This is a genomic window from Streptomyces sp. NPDC036822, from assembly GCF_055609145.1.
This window is the reverse complement of the sequence record NZ_JBVJPY010000019.1, coordinates 16,726-38,446: the sequence shown is the minus strand read 5'-3', so window position 1 is coordinate 38,446 and position 21,721 is coordinate 16,726. Positions and strand designations below refer to the sequence as shown.

At 66.1% G+C, this 21,721-nt stretch carries 19 protein-coding genes and 2 pseudogenes; 11 read left to right on the top strand and 10 right to left on the bottom strand.

The window, feature by feature from the left end:
* Positions 1–50: 50 nt before the first annotated feature.
* The 4 genes from ACZ68P_RS30425 to ACZ68P_RS30410 form a co-directional block, all read right to left on the bottom strand.
* Complete coding sequence (locus tag ACZ68P_RS30425; protein ID WP_471011835.1) at positions 51–911, bottom strand: helix-turn-helix domain-containing protein; 861 nt, start codon at positions 909–911, stop codon at positions 51–53.
* A gap of 336 nt (positions 912–1,247) precedes the next feature.
* Positions 1,248–2,183, bottom strand: a complete 936-nt coding sequence (locus tag ACZ68P_RS30420) for a lytic transglycosylase domain-containing protein (RefSeq protein ID WP_471011834.1) — start codon at positions 2,181–2,183, stop codon at positions 1,248–1,250.
* Positions 2,184–2,478: 295 nt separating this feature from the next.
* Positions 2,479–3,456 (bottom strand): phosphatase PAP2 family protein, encoded by a 978-nt coding sequence (locus ACZ68P_RS30415; protein WP_471011832.1) that lies wholly within the window; start codon positions 3,454–3,456, stop codon positions 2,479–2,481.
* 52 nt (positions 3,457–3,508) lie between these two features.
* On the bottom strand, positions 3,509–4,216 hold the full coding sequence (locus ACZ68P_RS30410; RefSeq protein ID WP_471011831.1) for a DUF3152 domain-containing protein: 708 nt from the start codon (positions 4,214–4,216) through the stop codon (positions 3,509–3,511).
* Between the two features lie 397 nt (positions 4,217–4,613).
* Between ACZ68P_RS30410 and ACZ68P_RS30405 the strand changes: the two genes are divergently transcribed.
* The 4 genes and pseudogenes from ACZ68P_RS30405 to ACZ68P_RS30390 all read left to right on the top strand — a co-directional run.
* On the top strand, positions 4,614–5,267 hold the full coding sequence (locus ACZ68P_RS30405; protein WP_471011829.1) for a response regulator transcription factor: 654 nt from the start codon (positions 4,614–4,616) through the stop codon (positions 5,265–5,267).
* A complete protein-coding gene (locus ACZ68P_RS30400; protein ID WP_471011827.1) occupies positions 5,264–6,475 on the top strand; it encodes a sensor histidine kinase in 1,212 nt (403 codons plus the stop codon). Before ACZ68P_RS30405 ends, ACZ68P_RS30400 begins: the two co-directional genes overlap by 4 nt.
* Positions 6,476–7,070: 595 nt before the next feature.
* On the top strand, positions 7,071–7,943 hold the full coding sequence (locus tag ACZ68P_RS30395; RefSeq protein WP_471011826.1) for a hypothetical protein: 873 nt from the start codon (positions 7,071–7,073) through the stop codon (positions 7,941–7,943).
* Positions 7,944–8,031: 88 nt separating this feature from the next.
* Positions 8,032–8,637 (top strand): annotated as a pseudogene (locus ACZ68P_RS30390) (transposase); the annotation flags it as partial.
* Between the two features lie 625 nt (positions 8,638–9,262).
* Here the strand turns inward: ACZ68P_RS30390 and ACZ68P_RS30385 are convergent.
* Complete coding sequence (locus tag ACZ68P_RS30385; RefSeq protein ID WP_471011824.1) at positions 9,263–9,694, bottom strand: transposase family protein; 432 nt, start codon at positions 9,692–9,694, stop codon at positions 9,263–9,265.
* Positions 9,695–9,985: 291 nt separating this feature from the next.
* On the opposite strand from ACZ68P_RS30385, the pseudogene ACZ68P_RS30380 reads away from it, so the two are divergent.
* Positions 9,986–10,467: pseudogene (locus ACZ68P_RS30380) on the top strand (transposase family protein); the annotation flags it as partial.
* 273 nt (positions 10,468–10,740) lie between these two features.
* Here ACZ68P_RS30380 and ACZ68P_RS30375 read toward each other — a convergent pair.
* Positions 10,741–11,922, bottom strand: a complete 1,182-nt coding sequence (locus ACZ68P_RS30375) for a peptidoglycan DD-metalloendopeptidase family protein (protein ID WP_471011823.1) — start codon at positions 11,920–11,922, stop codon at positions 10,741–10,743.
* Positions 11,923–12,344: 422 nt separating this feature from the next.
* On the opposite strand from ACZ68P_RS30375, the gene ACZ68P_RS30370 reads away from it, so the two are divergent.
* From ACZ68P_RS30370 to ACZ68P_RS30355, 4 genes are all read left to right on the top strand, one after another.
* Positions 12,345–12,824 carry an ATP-binding protein gene (locus ACZ68P_RS30370; RefSeq protein ID WP_471011937.1) on the top strand — a complete coding sequence of 160 codons (480 nt, stop codon included), beginning with the start codon at positions 12,345–12,347 and terminating at the stop codon, positions 12,822–12,824.
* 400 nt (positions 12,825–13,224) lie between these two features.
* A complete protein-coding gene (locus ACZ68P_RS30365) occupies positions 13,225–13,872 on the top strand; it encodes a hypothetical protein (RefSeq protein ID WP_471011820.1) in 648 nt (215 codons plus the stop codon).
* A 45-nt stretch (positions 13,873–13,917) separates the two neighbouring features.
* Positions 13,918–15,432, top strand: coding sequence for a hypothetical protein (locus ACZ68P_RS30360; RefSeq protein ID WP_471011819.1), 1,515 nt, complete (start codon positions 13,918–13,920; stop codon positions 15,430–15,432).
* A 260-nt stretch (positions 15,433–15,692) separates the two neighbouring features.
* Complete coding sequence (locus ACZ68P_RS30355; protein ID WP_471011818.1) at positions 15,693–16,574, top strand: helix-turn-helix domain-containing protein; 882 nt, start codon at positions 15,693–15,695, stop codon at positions 16,572–16,574.
* 346 nt (positions 16,575–16,920) lie between these two features.
* Here ACZ68P_RS30355 and ACZ68P_RS30350 read toward each other — a convergent pair whose 3' ends face one another.
* The 3 genes from ACZ68P_RS30350 to ACZ68P_RS30340 all read right to left on the bottom strand — a co-directional run bounded on the left by ACZ68P_RS30350 (position 16,921) and on the right by ACZ68P_RS30340 (position 19,121).
* Positions 16,921–17,316 (bottom strand): PAAR domain-containing protein, encoded by a 396-nt coding sequence (locus tag ACZ68P_RS30350; protein WP_471011816.1) that lies wholly within the window; start codon positions 17,314–17,316, stop codon positions 16,921–16,923.
* 30 nt (positions 17,317–17,346) lie between these two features.
* Complete coding sequence (locus tag ACZ68P_RS30345; protein ID WP_471011813.1) at positions 17,347–18,639, bottom strand: COG1470 family protein; 1,293 nt, start codon at positions 18,637–18,639, stop codon at positions 17,347–17,349.
* A 212-nt stretch (positions 18,640–18,851) separates the two neighbouring features.
* Positions 18,852–19,121: a hypothetical protein gene (locus tag ACZ68P_RS30340; RefSeq protein WP_471011812.1), complete on the bottom strand. Its 270-nt coding sequence runs from the start codon at positions 19,119–19,121 to the stop codon at positions 18,852–18,854.
* A 618-nt stretch (positions 19,122–19,739) separates the two neighbouring features.
* Between ACZ68P_RS30340 and ACZ68P_RS30335 the strand changes: the two genes are divergently transcribed.
* Both ACZ68P_RS30335 and ACZ68P_RS30330 read left to right on the top strand, forming a co-directional pair.
* Entirely contained in the window at positions 19,740–19,937 is a 198-nt protein-coding gene (locus tag ACZ68P_RS30335; RefSeq protein WP_471011810.1) for a hypothetical protein, read from the top strand.
* Between the two features lie 640 nt (positions 19,938–20,577).
* Complete coding sequence (locus ACZ68P_RS30330; RefSeq protein WP_471011808.1) at positions 20,578–20,952, top strand: hypothetical protein; 375 nt, start codon at positions 20,578–20,580, stop codon at positions 20,950–20,952.
* Between the two features lie 465 nt (positions 20,953–21,417).
* On the opposite strand, the gene ACZ68P_RS30325 is transcribed toward ACZ68P_RS30330, so the two are convergent.
* Positions 21,418–21,675: a WhiB family transcriptional regulator gene (locus ACZ68P_RS30325; RefSeq protein WP_471011806.1), complete on the bottom strand. Its 258-nt coding sequence runs from the start codon at positions 21,673–21,675 to the stop codon at positions 21,418–21,420.
* Positions 21,676–21,721 lie beyond the last annotated feature (46 nt).

Genomic DNA, 21,721 nt, shown 5'->3' with positions numbered 1-21,721 from the left:
GTTTTACACAGGATTCGGCAGGGTGCCGCGCGTGTGGCGCTCCTCCAGGCTCAGCGGGCGCCCGCTCGCATCTGAGGCCCGGAAAAGAACTGACGCGCTCCTGCCAGCATGTACCGGGTCACGGCCTGGTCGGCCGCACGCGCACGCAGGTCTACGAAGGCACCTCTGTACGACAGGACGTCACCGGGATCGTCCAGGTACGTCCCGCCTCGAAGACCCTCCTGGTGCACGACGCCCAGGGAGCCGACCGGCTCCTCCGGGTCCTTCCAGGTCACGATCGAGAACGGCCCCCAGGTCGCCGCGGGGTGATGGCCGGCGCTGAAGGGCAGGACCTGCAGGTCGACGTTCTGTCTGTGCGCCAGGGCCATGAGGTGCTCGCACTGCTCCGCCATCACCTCACGGCCTCCGACCTCGCGGCGCAGCAGAGCCTCGTCTAGAACGACAGTGACGTGGAAGGAGTGCCGGCCGAGAGTCGCAAGGCGCCTGCGCCGCGAACCGTCGCCGTCGGGGTGCTTCTCGTACGGGCGGCAGGGCTTCCCCGTCTCGCGGCGCAGGGCCCACGCGTACCGGGGTGTCTGCAGGAGCTCCGGGACGACGCCGCCGGAGTAAAGCTCCACACGCTGGGCAGCGGCCTCGAACGAAAGGAGGGCGATCTGATCGGCTGGGACGTCCGAATCCGACCACCAGCCGTTGTCCTGTCCCGCCACGAGCTCTGAAAGGCACCGTCGTGCCGCCTCTGGCGCACCGCATGTACGGGCGATCGCCTGAACGGTGCCGTCCATGAAGATGTGGCTGTCCCGCCATGTCTCGTACCGGTGGACGGTCGCCGGCGAGATGCCGGCGGCCTTCGCCACCTGGCCCTGTGTCAGGCATGCGCGGAACCGCGCGTGCCGCAGCGTCCGAGCGATCATGAAGCGCGCCGCTGGACCCGCGTAGGCGCGGGCGGGGGAATCGCTCGGTGAGCCTGTGGCGCGCGGGACGAGACGTGTCGCTTCGGCGGGCGGATTGTTGTGCATGGACACGTTCGGCCTCCGGACGAGAGACAGGCGTTCCGGAGTGGTCGTGACCGTTTCCTCCGGCTTGATCTCGATTGTGGCCGCGGTGCGATGGCCCAGATCCGATAGAAGGGCGGCCGAAGGGGCAACGTTGCCGTCGTCGGTGATGCCCGGTCGGGCACCACGGACAGGCTTCCCACGCACGTCTCATGGGCCCTCCCGGTCTTCGGTTCCGGTGACCGCTGCGGGCCGCTATGACGTGACGTCCCCGTCGAGTGGCGTCGAGGACCCCGAGGGTGCGGGCGAGGGCGGAGGGGAAACCGACGGGCCAGGGGTCGGAGGGCGCCGAGAGGAAGAGGGAGAGGGCGGGGGCGGGGGAACCGACTTGGTGCTGCTGGGCGGCTTCGGGGCGACGCGCCGCGACGGGCTGGGGCCGGGGGTGGGTGGCGGGGACGAAGGGCCGGTCTTCTTCACGGAGGCGCCGGAGAAGCGGGCGATCCAGCTCGTCACGGTGTCGGCGTACTCCCCCGACCTGTTGTAGCTCAGGATCGCGGCGCGCAGCTGCTTCGGGTCCGACAAGTCCCGTCCGTTGGCACAGAGATAGCGCCCTGCCGTAAGGGCCGCGTCGTACATGTTGTGCGGACTCGCGGCTCCGTCGTCGTTGCCGTCCGTTCCCCACACCGCCCAGGTGGAGGGGATGAACTGCATCGGGCCCACGGCCCGGTCCCAGCGGGTGTCTCCATCCAGCCGGCCGTCGTCGGTGTCGGAGATGGAAGCGAACCCGGAGCCGTTGAGCGCGGGGCCGAGGATGGGAGTGAGAGTGGTCCCGGCAGCGTCCAGGGCGCCGCCGCGCGCCTGGTTGGACTCCACCTGGCCGATACCGGCGAGCATCGTCCAGCCGAGATGACATCCCGGCTGGGACTGCGCCAGTCGTCCCTGAGCGTGAAGATACGCCTGGTAGACGACGGTCGGCAGGCTCACTCCTCCGGCGGGCGAGTGGCTGCCGCCTCCGCCGTGGGACGCGGCGGAGGCGGCACTCGGGGCGATCGCGGAACCGTTCGGTTTCGTGAAGGGCCGGACTACGGCCTGTGAGCCCTCATCGACGACGGCGTCAGCCGCCGCCACCGGCTCGACGGAGCTCTTCATACCGATGCCCACCCCCGTCACCACGGTGGTGGCCACCGCCACCGCGGCGAATCCTTGCGTCGCTCGCTGAAGCGCTGGCATGTCCGTATGACCCCCTGGTCTCTCTCAGCGGCGTGCTCAACTGCCGCCCGGGAGAAAGGGCCCAGTGCCACAGATGACATTCCGTTGTCTGCGCCATCCTGACAACGGAGGCGGCGCAGATCAGGCCCGGACGGGAGGTTGAGAGGGCAGATGTGGTGCCCGAGGGGACCGCGTCCACGGGTTTCTTCCCGGTCCGCCGGACGTCTCCTCGTCGGCGGGGTCGTGTCCGCGCCCAGAAGACGGCGCCCCTGATGCCCTATCCAGCGCTCACCGGTCCCTGGGGCGGCATCAGTGCCCCGCGCGGGTGCCGGTGCCGGTCGGGATCCGCCGCCCCGGGCGGCCGGCCGGCGGCGCCGTGAAGCCGGTGAAGTACGAAGACCACCACAGCGGCCCATGGGGCGAGGGCGGCCACGATCACCAGAGGGCCCGGCGAAAGCTGTTCACGCCAGGCCCACCACAGGGCCGCGGCCACGACCGTCAGCGTGCCGAGGGACAGAATCCACGAACGACGGGTGCGGGCGCCGCGGGCGAGGAAGTCCGCCTCGTCGACGGGGATGAGCGAGCCGGACAGGAAGGCGCACAGGAGTGGGACGCAGGCGCCCATGACGATGTCGGACGGGCGGTGCCAGCCGGCCATTTGGACGAAGTAAGCGGTCAGCACCGCGACCGTCGTACCAACCGCACAGACGACGTACCGCCAGGACGCCGGGCACACGACGAGGGCGACGAGCACCAGGGCCGTCGCCATGGCGGCGTGCCCGCTCGGAGCGCTGTTCGCCGTCGTCAGGCTGTCCGCGGTGGGGTCGAGCGCGGGACGGGGCAGAGCCGCCTTGAGGACAACAGCCGTGGCGGCGGTGCCGACGAGGGTCGCCAGCCCCCACAGGGCCTGGCGTGGCCTGCGGCGCGCCAGCGGCACCAGTAGGAGCAGGCCGCCGGCCAGCGCGGCGTGACCCGACGAGAGGATGACGATGGTCGGGAATTCTCCGGAGGGCTGCGGATCTCCGATCGGGGCGGGTGCCTCGGGGGCGGTGTCCTTGGTGGGGGTAGGCGGGGCCTGGACGGAGACCGTGGGCAACGCGTCCCGCTCAAGTGGGGCGTTGTCCAGCTTCTGCCCGGGCGGGGTCAGAACGGCGAGGACGTAGACGAGAATCAGCGCCAGAGCGGTACAGCCCGCGGCGACCAGGCTTTGTTTCCCGTGGCCCTTCACGCGGAGGGCGGGGGCGAGGATGAGCATGCGTGTCTCCCGTTCGAGGGGTCGGAGCCGGTGCGTGGGACGCGGGGCAGGATCAGGGGAGGCGGGGGCCGTCGATGAACGTCCCTGACGCGCTGTACACCCAGGGGTTCGCCACGCAGCCGTGGAGCCCCTTGATCTGCTGCATCATGGCCGGGGCGGGCTTGCCCGGTCCCGGGCAGCCTCGGTGCCCGTAGCCGAGAACGTGACCGGCCTCGTGGTTGATGATCAGTGCGTGGTACTCGTAGGGCTGGCCGCGGTACTGGTCGCTCAGCTCGACCCAGCGGCGTACGTTGACGATTAGGTTCGGCGCGTGGGCGCAGTTCAGCTCGCCTCCGGTGTCGAGCCCCCAGGAGCCGCACAGCCGGTCGGCGGTACCCGGCGAGACGATCTGGACGACCATGTCGTAGGGGGGTGCAGCAACGTGCTCGAAGGAGGCGACGCCTCGCCTCGTCCAGCCCCTGCCGTCACGGAAGACGCTGTCGATCTCGGCGGCCACGGAGCGGGGGTCGAGTCCGGTACCGTCCTCGATCTTCACCCCGTAGCGGATGAGCTTGCCGGCACGGCCGGCACGGCCGCTCGCCGAGGCTGCCCAGGTGAACGTGCCCGGCCCGTTCTCCAGGTACGTCTTGCCGGCCGACGAGGAGGCTGCGCCGCCGGAGGGCGCGCTCGCCTCTCTCGTCGGGTCGGTTCCGGTGCGGGACGGCGGTGATGCGGACGGGGGCGGCGGTGGCTCGGAGGAGAGTGACGGGGGCAGCTCCACGGTCGCAGTGTCCGGGGCTCCCTGGGCCGGCCGGGGGTCGGACCCGGGCAGCAACTCACCCCGCATCACGACCAGGACGGCACACGCCGTGATGGCGAGGACGACGAGCACCCCTCTCGCCGTGGAGCGTCGAGGGGTACCGCGGTGGCGCGCCGTCGTACCCGACGCCGACCGGTGGTGCCCTGACGGACGGTCGCGACGGGATCTTGCCGACGGGGGCTTGTGCGGGACGCGCATGGAACGGTCCTGATCTTGCGGAGCGAGTGAGAGATCAGAAGTACATCCGGTACCCGGTGAAGTCCTGGTGAGCGGTAGGACTCACACCGCTTTAACATCCCCGCCCGGATACTGAGGGAATCACGCCCAGCTCGGAAGGAGAGTTCCCGGTGGTGGACGCATGAGGGTCCTGGTCGTCGAGGACGAGGAACTGCTCGCGGAGGCGATCGCGGAAGGACTGCGCGACCAAGGCATCGCGGTGGATGTGGCGCATGACGGCGAGGCGGCCATGGAACGGCTCGCCGTCCACCCCTACGACGTCGTCGTGCTCGACCGCGACCTCCCCCGGCTCCACGGCGACGAGGTCTGCCGCCGCACCGCCGCGTCTGCCAGCGACACCAAGATCCTGATGCTCACGGTCTCCACGACGGTCAGGGAGCGAGTGGAAGGCCTAGGAATCGGCGCCGACGACTACTTGGTCAAGCCGTTCGCCTTCGCCGAGCTGGTGGCCCGCATCCAGGCACTCGGCCGCCGTTCACGCCCCGCTGCACCCCCCGTCCTCGAACGGGCAGGCATCCGGCTCGATCCGCACCTGCGCCAGGTCTTCCGCGATGGCGCTTACATCCCGCTCTCCCGCAAGGAGTTCGCCGTCTTGGAGGAACTGATGCGGGCGAACGGCGCCCCGGTGTCCGCCGAGGAACTGCTGGAACGTGCCTGGGACGAACACGTCAACCCCTTCACCACGGTTGTCCGCGTCACCGTGCGGTCCCTGCGGCGCAAGCTGGGCCCCCCGGTCATCCAGACCGTCACCGGCATCGGGTACCACATCCCATGAGAAGGCCTTCGATACCGGGCGGTCTACGGTTCCGTCTGACCGCGGTCTTCGGCATCATGTTCTTCGTCGCGGGCACGGCCGTCTTCTCCGGGGCGCTCATCCTCGTGAGCAACAGCATGGAGTACACGCTCACCCTGCCCTTCCCTGCCTCCGCCCCGTCCGATGCCGCCATGGCGAGCACGCCCCCCGTGATGTCCCACGAGGAGATTTCCACCCCGACGAAGCTACCCAGGATCGTCATCGACGCCGGCTCCCGGGAGACCGTCCTCGCCTCCATGCAGGAGAATCTGATGGTCAAAGGCGGAGTGACCGTGCTCGCCGTCGGCGCCCTGGCCACAACTCTGGGATGGCTCGCCGTCGGCCGACTGTTGCGCCCGCTGAACCGCATCACTTCCACCGCGGAACGGGTCGCCGGCCGCACCCTCCAGCAGCGCATCGACCTCGACGCGCCCCCGGGTGAGGTGAAACGTCTCGCCGACTCCTTCGACAGCATGCTGGATCGGCTGGACCAAGCATTCGCGGGGCAGGACCGGTTCATCGCCAACGCGGCACACGAACTCAAGACCCCCCTGGCCGTGGAACGTACCCTCGTTGAGGTCGCGGTCGCCCGGGCCACAGCCTCGCCCGACGTCAAACGGCTCGGCGAGAACCTGCTGGCCGTCAACGAGCGCCACGAACGCCTCATCGACGCCCTCCTGACCCTCGCCCGCGCCGAGAGCACTGTGTCAGACCGCCTGCCCGTCGACCTCGCCGAGGTGACCGTCTCCGTACTCGACCGCCTGGAGGAGCAGATCCGGGGCAGAGACCTGCGGGTGCACCTGGACCTGGAGAGCGCGCCCGCCACCGGCGACCCACTGCTGCTAGAGCAGATGGTCCACAACCTCGTCGACAACGCGGTGAAGTACAACAGGAACGCCGGGGCACTGGACGTGCGGACCGGCACGATGGAGAGCGGCGCGTTCGTGTCCGTCGGCAACGACGGCACCACGATCGCGCCGCACGAGATCCCGGTCCTCTTCGAACCCTTCCGGCGCCTGAAGGACCGCGTCGGTTCCACCCGCGGCAGCGGCCTGGGCCTGTCGATTGTCCGAGCCGTGGCCCAGACCCACCAGGGCGACGCCTCAGCCACCCCGCGCGCGGAGGGAGGCCTGCTCGTTACGGTGTCTCTGCCCCGCCCGCCCGCCGCCCGGCAGCTCCCGCCTCGATGACAGCGAACCAGAAGCTCCCGCTCCCTCGCAGATGATCGCGATGCGGGTGCCGAGCTCTGATGGAAGCCGGGCTGAGGGAACGGCGAGCAGAGCTAGACCGGCGTGCACGTGGCGGCCCTCCCCTCTCACGCCGCTCGCGCCACGTGCACGTCTCTGCCGGGCGCCTTTTGCGGTGCGGGCGAGCTTTGGCCGACAGGCAGCTCGTCACACCAGCCTGCTAACAATGTCCTTGCCTAGACCTGGGGATTCCGGTCGCGATCGTTACGTTCCGCACTGCACATGGGTTGTGACTCTGCCCGCCTCATACCCCCGGTCGCGCTTCGAACGACGCTGCTGTGACGAAATAGAATGCCTTGCGTACACACTCCGAAGTATGCCGAAAGCATGCACTTACACCTGGTTCTCCCCTTGCTGGGCGTGAGGCCGGTATCTACTGCAGGCACTCGCGTGCCCACTTCACATACCGCGCGCACGGCTGCCCTTCGCGCATTGCGGGGACCTAAATTCCTGCCCAGAGGTCTGATCGAACGGGAATTTCACCAGTTGTCGAGGGTGGTAGATTCCGAACGGCATGATCAACCAAAGGGGCTACTGAATGGGCTACATCCTCATGGGGCACGGCGCGATGGACGCGAGCGCCCCAGCACAAGGCGCTGACGACATGAGCATTGTCGCGATACCGCACGGAACAACTATTCAGTTCTGGTCTGATTCAGGCCAGAGTTTGAGCTACACGGAAGACCGACTAAATCTCTTCGACACATTCAAGCCGGCCATGGCTCCCCTCACTGAAGAGCATGTGACATACAACCTCACACTCGTCTCCTCAAAAGAAGTGACGGAGCCCATGCTGAGGGGCAGAACACATCTCAACGGCTATGAAATCCTTCAACCAGGTGTGGGCAGCGTGCCCGGCATGCTGCGCATGTGCACAGGTACGAGCGAGACTTGCCCTACGAGGCCGGACCATGTGCGGCAGGGCATGAAACACAATTGCCACGGTATTCTGGGGGTGATTGCTGGCGAACTGCATTGGCTAGCTTGTACGTCACTGCACAACGCTCCCCCTGAACTGACCGCTGCACGCAACGCAGGTAAGTCTCGTACCGTCCTTCTGGGTCAAGATCCGGACTGGATTCCGAGTAGAGAAGAACTGAAACACATGAGTGAGGTGAATGGCAGGAATGTGAAGCAGGCAGATAACGGGACCACACTAATCTACAAAGTCAGCCCCCTCGGGCTCATCATCGCGGACAAAGCGGATAGATTTGATGGCCACAAGTATTTGGGGCGGGCGTACGTTCAACTCCAAAAGGAACAAACCCATGAGGGGACAGTGCGCGTTATCAAGGGGACGAAGCTCACACGCGGCATGCTCATATTCCAATCGATTCCGCCAGAATTGAGGGGGTTCGTTAAGGATTTCGTGGCAAAGTTCTCTCGAAAGAAGGTCCGATTCATCGGTTAGGACCATTTTCCCGCGCGTTAACGAATTGGTGCGTGATGGCAGGTAATGCATCGGGCCGGGCGGGTGACATTATCCAGACGTGGCAATCATGGTCAATCGGACGGTGCTGGCGCATCGGCTGCTCACGGGAATCTCTCGGCAGCATCTCGCTTGCCTGGTCAGGGAGTTGGCCGTGCCGTGGCAGGCAGGACTTCGAGGGCCGACGCCATGCTGCACGAGGAGGAGTCCGGAAGCGGGCCGCAGGTGCCGGCGCCCGCCACCAACTGGTGTTCGTCGATCGTCTGGTGGCCACCCTGATCCATCTGCGGCACGACCTGCCGCATGCGGTGCTGGGCCTGCTGTTCGGCGTCGACCGCTCCACCATCACCTGCGCGATCGCAGAGATACGACCGCTCCTTACCGAGCGAGGGTGCGCCGTCCCTGACCATCCCGGCCTGTGTCTTCGGACGCTGACGGACGTGTTCGCCGAGATCCAGGTCCGCAGGCCGCCGGCCAACCGTGGCGGACGCCGTGCGTTCGTTTCGGGCAACAAGAAGCAGAACACGATGAAGGCCACCTGATCGCCGACTGGCGGGGCCACACGCTGTGGACCGACGCCCTACGGCCGGGACGCATGCACGACGCCACGGCCGCCCGCAATGAAGGCATCGCCGTCTGCTTCCAGCACTTCCCCTCCGTCGAGGTCCTCCTGGACGCCTGACAGCCGTGGCTCGGCTGGCCGAAGCACGGAACCTTCTGCGCGGCCGTATGGAGCCGTCTCGGCGTCGGCGGTTGTCCCCGGCCCACGTGCCGGCCCTGTTTGTCGCCGACCAGTCCGGTGCCTAGTGGCGCGGAGAGCGTCCTCCGCGTTGTCCCACTCCCCGGCCGGCGGCGCCCCACGCGCTCACCACCTGCCAAGAGACGAGGAGGCTGCCATGTCATCAACGTTGGACGTCGCCTCAAGGCGTGCTCCACGTTGATCGGGACGCGATTCCATTCGCTCAGCAGATGGCGCGCAGCGGCGGTCGCCTACTCGCGCGAAGTCGTGACCTGAGCCAGTTCTCGAAGCGCCGCCTGTGGCCACTCCGCCAGGCTGAGGTTTGTGCTTAGGTTTCTCCGGGCGCGCGCGGTGGGGCGAGTGCGGCCGCCAGTCTGCCGGGCCGCTTCGGCCCCTTCCTGGTGCCGACCCAGACAGTTGAGCACGCCGCCGATGCATACTGCCGGCATGAGCGGGTCCGACCGCCTCTTCGGCGTTTCGGAATTCACCTGGGGAGTCCGGTCGCTTACGAGCTCGTGCACGGTTAGCGGTGAGACGCCGAGTGCTTTGGTGGCTCTGGTGCTCACCTCTGTCGTCGCGGGCTCAGGTCTGCCGTCTGCTTGTGGGAGAGCAGGCTGGCGACGGCCTGGATCATGTCGCTCATGTGCTCGCGGCGGCCGAGGTGGCGGGCCAGGGCCCGCCAGTTCTTCTTGTGGGCGATGCCGTGATCTACGCGGATGCGTTGTGAGGAGTGCGCCTTGCGCCGTCGCTCGTGCATGTCCTCGTACCAGTCCGGGGCGTTCTTCTTGCCCTTGCGGTGCGGTGGAGTCACCACGCGTCCACCGGTCTGGGCGCCGAGGCCCTGATAGCCGGCGTCCGCGAGAGTCTCCACGGCTGGGCCATCCGTCAGGAGCTTGACCAGGCCCAGCTGGCGGGCATGGGTGATGTCCGCGCAGCTGCCTGGTCCGGCCGGGCGGCCGAACAGCATCCACCCGTTCTGGTCGGTGAGGACCATGGTCTTGACGGCGTTCTGCTTGTTCTTCCCGGAGATGAACCTGTCCCGATCCTTGCGTCAGCGGCCGGCCGACGGACCCGGATCTCGGTGCCGTCGATGATGCCTGTCTGCCACTGGCGCCGAGGTGGTCGATGACTTCGGTCAGTGTTCGCAGCCGGACGCCGGGGCTGAGCGTGCACCCCCGCTCGGCAAGCAAGGGCCGCATCTCACCGATGGCCCGGGTGATGGTGGAGCGGTCGACTCCGAACCAGCAGGCCAGTACACCGTGAGTGGCCCCGTGGCGGAGAGATGCTCACGATGCGGCAGCTCGGCCGCTCTTCGGGATCTCCCCGGCCACCGTCTGCCGGGTCATCCAGCGGCTGCGTCCGCCCTGGAGCTCGCCCCGCGGCCGGTCGCCGACGTGGACCGGCTGTGGATCGTGGACGGTCCGCGACCGCACCCTCGGAGCCTCTTCCCGTAACTACCGGTTCTCGGCGAACGTGCAGGTCTTCATCGACGCGGGCAGCCATCTAGTCATCGCCTCGGCCCGGCCCGCGCCGGGAAACAAGGCTGACGCCCGTGTGTGGCGGGAGTCGGGCCTGCCGACCCCAGCGGCCGGGACGACGGTGATCGCCGATGGCGCCTACCGGGGCACCGGCCCGATCGTCCCGCATCGCAAAGGAGCCGGCCGCCTCCTCCTGCGCGGCCAGGAGGAGGACAACGCCGAACACCGACGGGTCCGTGCCCGCCTTGAGCACACCTTCGCCCGGATGAAGACCTGGAAGATCCTTCGCGGTAGGACGTCGCGCTGGCGGCCGAACTGGTAATGGCGGCGGCACCAATGACGCTGCCGTGCCGAAAGCCGCACCACGAGGTCGGAGACTCACAGAAGTAGGGTCGCCGAACGCGGGGCTTCGCCGGCGGTGAACTCCTCGTCGACGGCCGCTGCGAGGCAGGTGGCTCATCGCCCGTACGGACTCACCCACGGAGTCATCTTTCGGCGTGCGAGGGCCTCCGTGGCGTCCCCCGTGCGGCAACAGCCTGTTCCGGATGGCGTGGACCCGTACTCACACCGTGATGCCGTGCTGCCCAAGCCAGTCCGAGGGGTCGAGGAAGTTGCCCGCCGCGAATGTCGGTGCGGTCCGGACTTCGAAGTGCAGATGGGGGCCGGAACTGTTTCCAGTGGTCCCCACGTAGCCCACCCCGTCTCCCGCCGCGACACGATCGCCTTCGACGAGCTTGGCGAAAGCCAGGTGGGCGTAGAGCGTGTAGGTCCCGTCGTCATGCTCAATCTGCACATTTGTGCCGTAGGAACCCGACGGGTCCGAGGCGACCACCGTTCCGGCCGCGGCCGCCCTGACCGGCGTACCCGTCGGGGCAGAGAAGTCAAGACCGGTATGAAACCCGAGGGTGTAGCCGCTTGACGGGTTACCAAAGCGCTGACTGACCTGGGCGTCGACGGGCAGACTGTACGACGCGTTCGCGGATGGCACGGGAGGCGTGAGGCCCCCGGGATCGGAAGGCGGCGCGGTCGGCTGTGTGAGCCCCTCGGTCTCCGCAGACGCGGGCCCGGGCGCCGGAATATCCAGCATCATGCCCGGCCGGATCCGGCTCGGATCATTCCCGATCACCGTCTCGTTGGCGCGGTAGAAGGAGCGCCAGTTGTCGACGGACGGGTCCTGGGTGTACTGCAAGGCGATCTTGTACAGGGTGTCGCCAGGAACCACTCGGTGAACGCGCCTCTCACCAAAGTCGGCCTGCCTGCTCGTACCGGACCGGCTGCTCGTACTCGCCAGCTGCGGCTCTCGCTCCACGAGTGGAGCGGTTGTGGGGGCAGGGTCCGTCCCCAAGGCGTCCGCATGGGAAAGGGGACTGCCGACCTTGGCATTGCACGCCCAGGCATCAGGCCCCTGCTGGGCGAGGATGAGTTCGGCGACCTGGATCTGCTGCGCCTTGGTGGCTTGGGAAGGGTACTCGGCTCCGGTGATCGCCGGACCGTCGAAATCGTCCCAGGTCCGCTTCTGGATCTGCAGCCCGCCGGTGGAGTCCGCGTCGCCGTACGGAAGATCCCAGCGACTGTTGGACTCGCATTCCGCGATCGCGTCCCAGGCCGACAGGGGCGCCGCCGAAGCGGTCGGTGCGATGGCCATCGGGACCATGATTCCCGCCGCGCCGGCAGTCAAAGTCAGGGCGGCCACGCTTCCCCGCGTGCCGTTCCTGGGCTTCCGATGCTTGTTGTGCTGCGGCATCTCGGAACCATCCTTTGCAGACGCGTGCAGATCATGGACGGACATGTCCGAATTGACCTGCGAAGTGCCCCGAAGCTACGGGGCAAGGCTCCGGCCGCAGAGGGCTGAACGGTCAGCCATCGGGACGCCCTGGCTGCCCTTTTGGGCCGCTTCCCACGGGGCTGTCGAGCGCATGGGAGGGGCCTGCTCGGCGCGCGAATGTCATGCACCGGTTCAGGCGCGTGGGTCGCGAGCGCTATGGAGGGAGAGGAAAGCCAGCAACCCTCACGTAAGCCGAACCCGTACCGAACGCGGGCGAGGGGAGGACGAACCTAGGGACTCTCCCTGATACCCCAGGGGTGCACCGGGTCTCTCATGGAGTTCACACGCCGGGATAAATCACCCGGAAACGACAGGCAGGCAAACCCCTCGGAGTGATCTCCATGTACGTCAGCGCTTCTGGCAGTACCAGCCGTAATGACTCAGGCGGCGAGGGCGTACCTCCTGGCAGCGCACACGGTTCTCACTGCAAGGCCGCCGACGCGACGCATGTGCTCAGCCACAGCCACCAGGCTCCCGGCGCCGCGCGCCGCGTGGCCCAAGGGCTCATGGATCAGTGGAAGGTCGCGGAACCCGACGCCGACTCCGTCGTGCTGGTGGTCTCGGAGTTGGTGGCCAACGCCGTGGAGCATGCACTTCCTCCCCTGGTGCTGCACCTGAACCGCCATCTTGCGGAGAAGCAGATCTGGGTGGGTGTGTCGGACAGCGGTACTGCGCCCCAAGAAGGCCCTTGGACCTCGTCATGTACGGACGACGAGCACGGAAGGGGCCTGGGCATTATCGAAGCGCTCGCCGAAGCGCACGGCACGCACGCGTACCCCGACGGCACCACCATGCACTGGGCTCTGATCTCGATTCCCTGACGACCCATCAGCGCCACGGGCACACGAAGGCCGGCTGTCAGGCCGGTATCTGCGCTAATCCGTATTGCGTACGTGCGCGACGCACGGCGTGTTAGAGGCTAAACCGTACCCGGCGCCGTGGAGCGGAACGGCACCACGGGCGGCTGCTGCCCAGGGGCTGGCGGCACCGCCTCCACCTCTCCGGTGCAGCGCCGGCCGCCTGAACGAGAGGGCCGCATACACCACCGGAAGTTGCCCCATAGGGCGACCGGTCGGGCGATAGAGACGGCACCGGCGTGTGCCCCGGTCCAGCTATGGGAAGTTGCGGGGCCAGGGCATCGTGCAAGGAACTCCGAACAGCGTGCGGAAATGACTTTATTCGCAGAACTGAAGCTACTTCGAACGCAAAGGGATGGACACAGTGGACACCGACGACTACCTGCATTACACCTTGGCTAATAAAAGCGAAGCATGGGCATATTTGAGCTCTGACCTGAGCGTCGAACTTTTCGGAAGCCCATGGTACGTGGCATTCCCTAGCTGGCAGGCCTACACCACTGCCATCAGGGAGGGACTCAGCTACGCGGATCATCCCCTACCTGGCGACGGGGCTGGCTTCCTGGACTGCCTTACATGGTACTTCCTCGATTGCACCGTGCAGGCGGGTCTCAATGCACCTCCCGCACATGCGTGGGGTTCCGGGGAAAATGCAGCCCAGAGCGCTTTCACACCGGAAAACTATGACGAAAGTCTTAGGCGTCTGTTCGCGGACTTCTACGAGAAGTTCTATGAAGTATACACGCAAATGCGCGGAATTCACCCTCGGAACGTACGGCACTTCGGCGCGTATTTTTATCCCGACGCGTACGATACCCATGTGCACGAGAGCGGCGATGCCGGGGACTATCAGCCGGATAGCTGGCTTCCCGCGCAGCCGGCCGACACAGCCGAAATCGTGCACGACATACTTGCAAGGTTCGCTGATCCTAACGGGGCCATCACCGCGGATGAAGTGCAGCAGATCGCTCCCTACGTCACGGTGGAAAAGCTCGACACTTTCCCGCAGTAGAGTCTGTCGCCGACAGATAAAACTCCCAGACCAGGAGGATCAGCAATGGCCGGACCGATGGAAATCATACCCCTGGGGCAGACCGCCATCGATACTGTCATCACCGTCGGGTCGAAGCTCGCTGGCGGGTTCAGAATCGAAGAGGTACCGAAACTCTCATACACCAACATTCCCCCCTATTTTCTCGAAAGCACGATGGCAGCAGACGCCACCGTGCAGAAGTGGGAAGTATCGGCTGCCTGGTACACGCACACCGGATTGTCATATAATGCGGCAAAAGCCATGGGCACAGTCGCCACGGGCAAAAATCTCGTGGATGGAGCAAGAACAGCAGGATCCGAAACACGCCGCCAGAATCAAAAGAACGTCGAGACATCCCATATCATATCCTCGAAATTCCCATACATCATCAGGTTCAGCGTTGTCTCATACACGCCCCGCTTCCGCAAGCTGGATATCGGAGCAAAAATGATTGAACCGTACAGGGGAATGGGTGACTTCTCACAGTCGACAATCGATGCCATCGAACTCCTGAAAGCAAAGAAGGCTAGGACCACGAACAACCTCAAGAAGGAGAGCATCGATAAGGAAATCAAGCATCTTGAAAGAATTTTTCTCCAACACACCAGGGACCTGAGTAACCACACGCAGGAAATGTCCGTCGAGATCGAACAAAAGGGGGAAATACGTCACAACATATATGACTTCCGCGTGAGCCCGGCACGCTCAGCGGGAGTAATTACGCGACGGACTCCGGCTGCTGGTGTCGAAATCGAGGGCAGCCTGATCGGGAGCGCCGAGTGGGACGGTGACGTCATCATTGAGCTGAAGTGGCAAGAAAAGATACTCGGCAAAACGTTCAACTGGGGCGGCCAACTGAAGTTCGGCCTCGACGAAGAGGGCGTGCCGCAAGTCTCGGGCGATGGCGAATTTTACAAAAAGTTCCTGGCCACGCATACACAGTTGAAGATCCGGGAGAAAGCGGATCCTCGGGATGCGATAAACCGCGAAGCTCGCCATGAAGCGAGAGCGGCGCGGAGCCGGCCGGAGCAGGCCGTGAGGAGCAGGAACGAACCACCCGTCGCCGGCCCGTCGGATGTACGGAAGCATGCACCCAAAGACTACGACCTGCGGGACCCTGACCGTTCCCCTGGACAAAAAGAATCCCGCCGCCACCGCACCGATGGCGACCACTCGGTCCGCCGTTCTGTCCCCAAGCGCCGAGCGGCTGATCTCGCCGACCTCAAGGAACGCTTGGCTAGGGTTGTGGATAAGCTTGATACCGCGAACAACAGCGCCCTTCACAACACAGAAGAAGGTGCATCTCAAAGGATCTGGTGGCTTCACGATTCCGAGTACGTACTCATTGGAAAAGGCAATGAGTTTCATACGCTTTTCAACCCGAAAGATCTCTCCCAGCGAAACTGGGACCGAGGCACGGTTACCGTGTTGAAGCATGGGTTCAGAGGGAAGATCGAAGTGGGGCTGCGCTATTCCGATCGGCGGCAGGTGGAAAATGCGTTGAAGCGTGCGACCACGAAGAAGGTGGTCTGGAAGTAGTTGTCGCCGCCCTGCCACCCCCTGGGCTGCGGCAGGGCGGCCCCGCGCGTAACGCACCGGGCAGTTGTCCGCCGCCGGTTCGGGCGCGAAGCCTGGCCGCCGGGGCCCTCCAGACACATGACTTGTGACACCACGGGCCACGGCACCTGCTCCCTGCGCTGCGCTCGAGGGGTCGCCCTCCTACGGAGCGCCGGTCTGGCGCAGGTTTAGGGATTTTACCGGGCCCGGACGAGCGGCGGAGCGGTCAGCATCAAGGTGACATGCTGACACTAGAGATGGGGCAGCCAGCCGGACTCATGGTCAAGCCTTCGTATTCCGACGATTGCGAGAATGTCTTCAGTCGGGAAGTCGCTCTCTGGCTCGACCGGATCGGTCCTGAGCGTGTGGTGCCCTCCCCCGGACTGTTCGGCCATCATTCCTTGGAGACAGGATGGAAGCTGGAGTACCCCCGCGGCCTGAGTGAACACCTCCTGTACTTCGTGGTCAGCGGCAGCTGTGCCGCCACCGTCGAGCGCGAGCAGTGGACCCTCGACGCCGGGAGCGTGCTCTGGATCCGTCCTCGCACTCCGTTCATCATGACCGCCCGGGAAGAACGCCGCACGGTCGTCTACCGATTCCGGCTGGCCCCCGACGATGAGACCGACGGCTGCCTCACACCAGTCGTGCTGGTACCTGATGCCTGGGAGGTACGGGGGCTCTTCGACCTCCTCGTTGCGGAACTGGACTCGGCTCTGCCCCATCGTGCCGAACGCATCCGGGGTCTGTTGCTCGTGCTCTTCACCTCGCTCTTCCGCAAGGCTGCAGGCGACGCGGAGTCGAGGGTGCTCAGTGCCTCCGCCCGGCAGGCCGTCGACAAGTTCGCGGACGACAACATCTCGGGGCGGCCGTCGGTGGCGGATCTCGCCCGGGTCGCGGGACTGTCCCCGGACTACTTCACGCGCACGTTCCGTAGAACCTACGGCATGCCCCCACGGGAATGGCTCGTGCGGAGGCGGATCCAGCACGCTGCGGTCCACTTGGACGAGAGCGATCAGACCATCGCTCAGGTCGCTGCCGCTTACGGATACGCCGACAGCTTCCTTTTCAGTCGGCAGTTCAAGTCCGTCATGGGCGTCTCGCCCCAGATCTATCGGGCGCGCTGAGGCCCTTCTGGGGCGGTCTCGTGCGAGGGGCCTTCGGGCGACTCCGGGCGCCCTGCCCCCCAGCACTCCGCCGGACACCCACACAGGGAACCGTTGCCCATGATGATTCCTCGTCATGAGGTCCACCCTCGTCACAGCTCCGCCCCGGCCGTTCGCGGCTCGCGCGAGGGGACGGCACTGCGTCGGATGGGGGGTCCGGTCGTACCCGTACGGCTTCTGTTTCGCCTACGACGCCGACTCGTGGGGACCGTAGTCGGCACCTTCGCGCTGCCGATCTTGACCCCGAAGAGGCGCCGTTGCCTCGTGGGGATCCCCGTTGATCGCAGGCACGGGCCGTTATGGCGCTTTATCCGATGAACACGTTGGACGTGGCGATCACGGTGGCGGTGTGCTGCACGGCTGGTTCGTTGCAGGTCGTCGCTGTGTCGCCTGTCCGGGCCGCGGCCTTGCCCCCGATGAGGACGGACGTACTGCCGCGGGAAATGGTGCCCTTGTTGTTGGGCGGCGACTTGAAGACGCCCCCCGGGGGGATGTGCGGCGGAGTGTTGAAGGCGACGCTGTCCACCGTGGCGGCTGGCTTGCCGCAGATGAAGACGGACTGGCAGCAGCCGTCAGCGATGGTTCCCGTGAAGGGCAGGGGCATCGGTGTCTCGATCGGTCCCCCTGGCGAGGGGACCATCACGATGTGCATGTCACTGCCCACCACCTTGTCTCCCATCGCGGCTGCGGGTACTCCTGCCATGATTTGCCCTCTCCCTCGTGCCGGCCTGTTTCAGTTCCCAGTGACGACGGTGCGACCCGAGAAGTAGGCAGCCGGCGTGCAGGAGGCTCCCGTGCTAGTGGTCTGCCCTCCGGGCGACTGGCATCGCACGGAGAGGATCACCTCTTCGCCGGGTCCGAACTCGATGGGTTCGGCCCAGTGGTCGTCGCGGTCGCGGAACGTCTCCAGGTTCATCTGCATCAGGACCGACTCCCCCCGCTGGAGGCGCATGATTCCGGTGTCACCCGCGGCGTTCTCGAAGAGGATGTCGCTGATGTAGTACGTCTGGTCCCGGGGAACGGTGTACCGGGTCGTGATGAAGTCGTCATCGCTCTTGACGTCGGTCTGGATTCGGAAGTCCACCGCCTGGAGCACGGGGCCCCCTCCGGCACCACCGTTCTTGCCGCCCGAGGCCGTGTCGGAGCCTCCGTTGTTGAGAGCGGGGAAACTGCTGCCGTCGGTGCCTCCAGCCCCCGCTCCGCCACCTGCCCCGCCGGCACCCGTGGCAGCGCCGCCAGCGCCGGCGGAGGCGCCTCCCTTGCCCGCGCCAGCGGCTCCTGCGCCGCCCGCTCCCCCGCTCCCGGCGCCCGCCGGATCCTGACCGGTCGCCACGGCCACCTGTTTGCGCGCCTCCGACTCCACGCTCGGCTTGAGGACGAAGTACCAGAGTGCGAGCAGCGCCAGAACGGCGGCGACGACGGCGAGTGCGAACTTGGCCAGCCCGTCGGAGACGATCGACGCCTGCACGAGGACGCCGTCGGCCGTCTGCTCCTGCTCGTCCTCCTCGTCGACGACCAGAACTTGGAAAGGCAGCGGAGTGTCGGTTCCCCGCCACTGCCGGGCGACGGGCTTCACCTTCAGCGGGACGACGACACCCTTCCCGTAGGCGACATCGACTTCTTCGTGCTTGAAGGTGGCCTGGACCTTTGCGTCGGGGTCCGAGGCGTAGAGGTGCACCTTCAGCGGCGCGTTGCCTCGGTTGTCGACGACGGCGTTGAACCGTCCGGAGAGCCGTCCTCGCTTCGTAGCGGGGACCAGCGTGACGCCGTAGTCGGTGTAGGGGCCGACGGTGACGGCGCATTCCTCGACGACGGAGCCCTCGATGTCCTCGTGTGACATCACCCGGAGGCCGAACGTCACCTCACCCGCGGCCAGCTCCGCCGACCGAGGAGGTGTGAAGACCACATCCACTTCGACGGACTGGTCGGGAAAGACGTTGGCCTGGGCCGGCTCAACTTTGATCCATTGCTTGGCTTCGCCGAGGATGTCCAGTTCGAACCGGTCGACTACCGTACCGGTGTTCACGACCTGGACGGTCCACCTGCTCTCCTCTCCAGGTGTCGCAAGGACGTTGGTTTCAAGTTGCAATACGATGGCACCCACTCGGTCAGCATCTGCCGTGCGTGATCTGCGCCGCAGCGGCCTAGGGGCGGCTTTCCGTTCCTAGAGGGCTGCACTTTGGGGCTGCGGGTCGGGCACGGCGCGAGGAGCTGGACGCGCTGATGGGTCGGGCGCGGTCAGATCGAACGTTCGCGCAGGGCGCGAGAGATGTCACCGACCTCGCCGAGGCGAAGCAGTTCCAGGTTGTTTCTGATGTCGCTGGCCACCCACAGCAGTTCCTGCTGGACTTCGGCCAGGGCGAGTGTGGCACGGACCTGGGCGAGGCCGGTCAGGGCTGAGGCGGTGGCTATGTCCTGTCCACGCAGGGCATCGCCGGCCGCGCGGACGAGGTCCTGGGCGGATGCGCTGTGCCCGTCGTCTTCGGAGGATCCGTCTGGAGTGATCACGGCTGTTCCTCTTCTTCTCGGTGGGTTACCGGTTGGACATCGAGAGAGGCGCCGGAGAGGGGAGGGCCGCCAGCTGCCGCTCCTGTTCAGCGCGGCCCAGCTCCCACGCAGAGGGACCCACCATGCATGCTAGCGCCTTCTGCTTAGGTTTCCTTCGCCCCGTAGGCGCCACTCGCTCTCTCTCTTCGAATCCAAGGTCAGCAGACTACGGATTCAGGGCTGTTCAGCACCGCTGCATGCAATAACCCAGGCAGACACGGCTGTCCAATACAGCAGTTGCCCCGTCGGGGGGACAGGGACGCGAGGGCAGAGACGGGGGCAACCCTCGGTTACGAAGACCATGGGCGGCGGTGGGACGCCGTCCCGTCACATCAAAGACGAGAGAAGCGCCCTGAGGGCGGTCCGCGCAGCGGTACCCGATCGCCCCCCGCGAGCTTCACCTGTCTCTGCCCTTACGACCTGGACCCCACTGGGGAACGGAAGGAAAGGTTCTGCTAGCACGTCAGCGACTGCCCCCGGTCGACTTCGAAGGATCGAATGCGCCCCTCTCACCCCCCCCTGTCTCCGTGTCATGCCGGTCCTCAGCGAGGAACGGCACCTGCGCACTTGGTCTGCCACATGGAGCAGCAGTACGACGGCGAGATGGAGGTGCTGATCGCGCTCGGCCCGCCCACGGACCGTTCCGACGAGATCGCCGCCGAAATACCGCGGGATCCGTCCCCGCAGGCAAGGGGCCTCACGCTGAAGGCCCGGCAGATCGCGGTGGCGCTCGCGAGGAAGGTCAGGGCCGCCGGTACTCATCCACCCATGGCCTGAGGAGCAGAGTAGATGACTCCGTACGAGAGTCCGCAGTTGCCGCGTGATCACCAACGCCGCGGGCGACTACCTCCTCCATCTACACGACAACATCCCGGGGACATGTTGCCTCATCGGAGGCCGCATCGACGCCAGGAAGGAGCCCTGGGAGGCGACCGAGCGTGGGCGGGCGGAGAGCGCTTCGACCTCACTCAACGCTGCGTCATTCCCGCTCAGTTCGCGGAGGGTGAGGCGACGGGGTTGATCCAGGCGTTCGCCGGACGAGGGGATGGCGACGCCGACGATCTGCCGGTCACCGAGGGCATCAGGTTTTACTTCTTCCCATCCAGCCCGCGGCGCTTGGTGATGTGCCCGTGGGCCTGTGGTCCGGGCTCCTACGAGGCGGAAGCGCTTCGCGGCCTTGCCCGTGTCACGGCGGCAGCGGGGTGAGCCGGATGGCGATGGATACAGACATGCCGTCGAGTAGGGCGGAGGATCCCTCTCGACCCGCCGGCACGCCTCGCGGGAAGGCGGGGACCGTCCGGGATCCGAAACACGGTGGCCCCAGGAAGTGCAAAGTGCTGGACGAGATCCTGACGGACCTGGAAGAACGCGTTGCCCGTCTCCACCGGGATGTTCAGAGGCTGGAGGAGATCCTGTCATGGTGTTCACAGTCGGCGTTCCCGACGGCAGAGGCACGGCATCCATGCCCGCCGCCACCTCCTTCCCGCACCACCTGAGGAGCATGAATGCCAGGGAGCTGGGATCGTGCGCGCCCGGCGGGGTGCTCTGCTACTCGATCCACTCGTGGGATCAGGGCGACTTCGTCGCCATCGGGGAGCATGCGAGGCTGGCGGAGTACGGTGTTGTCCTCTTCGCCGGATCGTTGACGGTCGAGAACGCCGTCCCGCCGTGTCCACGACGGTGGATAGGCGTCAGGAGTCAGGGGGTCATCTCGTTGACCTGCCCGAGGCTGTGGCGCCCGGTGGTGCTCCCCCTGCTGCGGGAGACAGGCAACCGGGTACGCCTTGTCTGACCATGGAGGGGCTCGGCGGGACCCTGAGAGGTTTGCATAGGCGACCCGGATCTCAACTGCCGACTGGTGATCAGCGAGTCGGTGGTGAACGTGACGCTATCCATCACAGGCGCTTGGTCAGACAGCATGGGATCCATTTGGGACCAACGTGAACCTCAAAGTGCGGCCAGTTGATTCGCTGTCCTTGTGATCTCGGCGTCGGCAGCCGACGTCATGATCTCCGCGAGTCGCGGATGCGGTGCTCCTTCCTGGAGTCCGGAACCAGCGAACAGACGCACGATGACCGATTCGATGTAGTCGCTATCGCGTGGCATGCTCACAACCCGGCTCCCCGCCAAGGGGTTTTGGAGTGGGTTGCTTCTTCCGCACGACGGCTTCGCCCAGCCTCTGCGGAGGCGTGTCCGCCGGACGGATTGCCACCCCTGCCTATCTGGGCATGGCCGCGCACTACGTCACTGCACGCTGTCATGCGGCTTGTGCCCGGACAGGACGTTGCCGCCGAATCCGGCGTTGTTCCGCCGGCGTGAGCCCGCCCCACACCCCGTGCTGCGGTCCGGCTGCCAGTACCCAGGTACGGCAGTGCTCCGCGACGGGACACCTTCGACAGACCTCTTTCGCCGCCTGGACCTGCCGTTTGGCCTGCGCGTCCGTACCCGTGGGGAAGAAGAGGTCGGGGAATCCGCTGCACAGAGAGTGCTCTCTCCAAGGGGATCGGGGGTCCATTTCACTCCTTCACTGACCATGTTTCGCGCCCAGTTTGGCCCGAAAA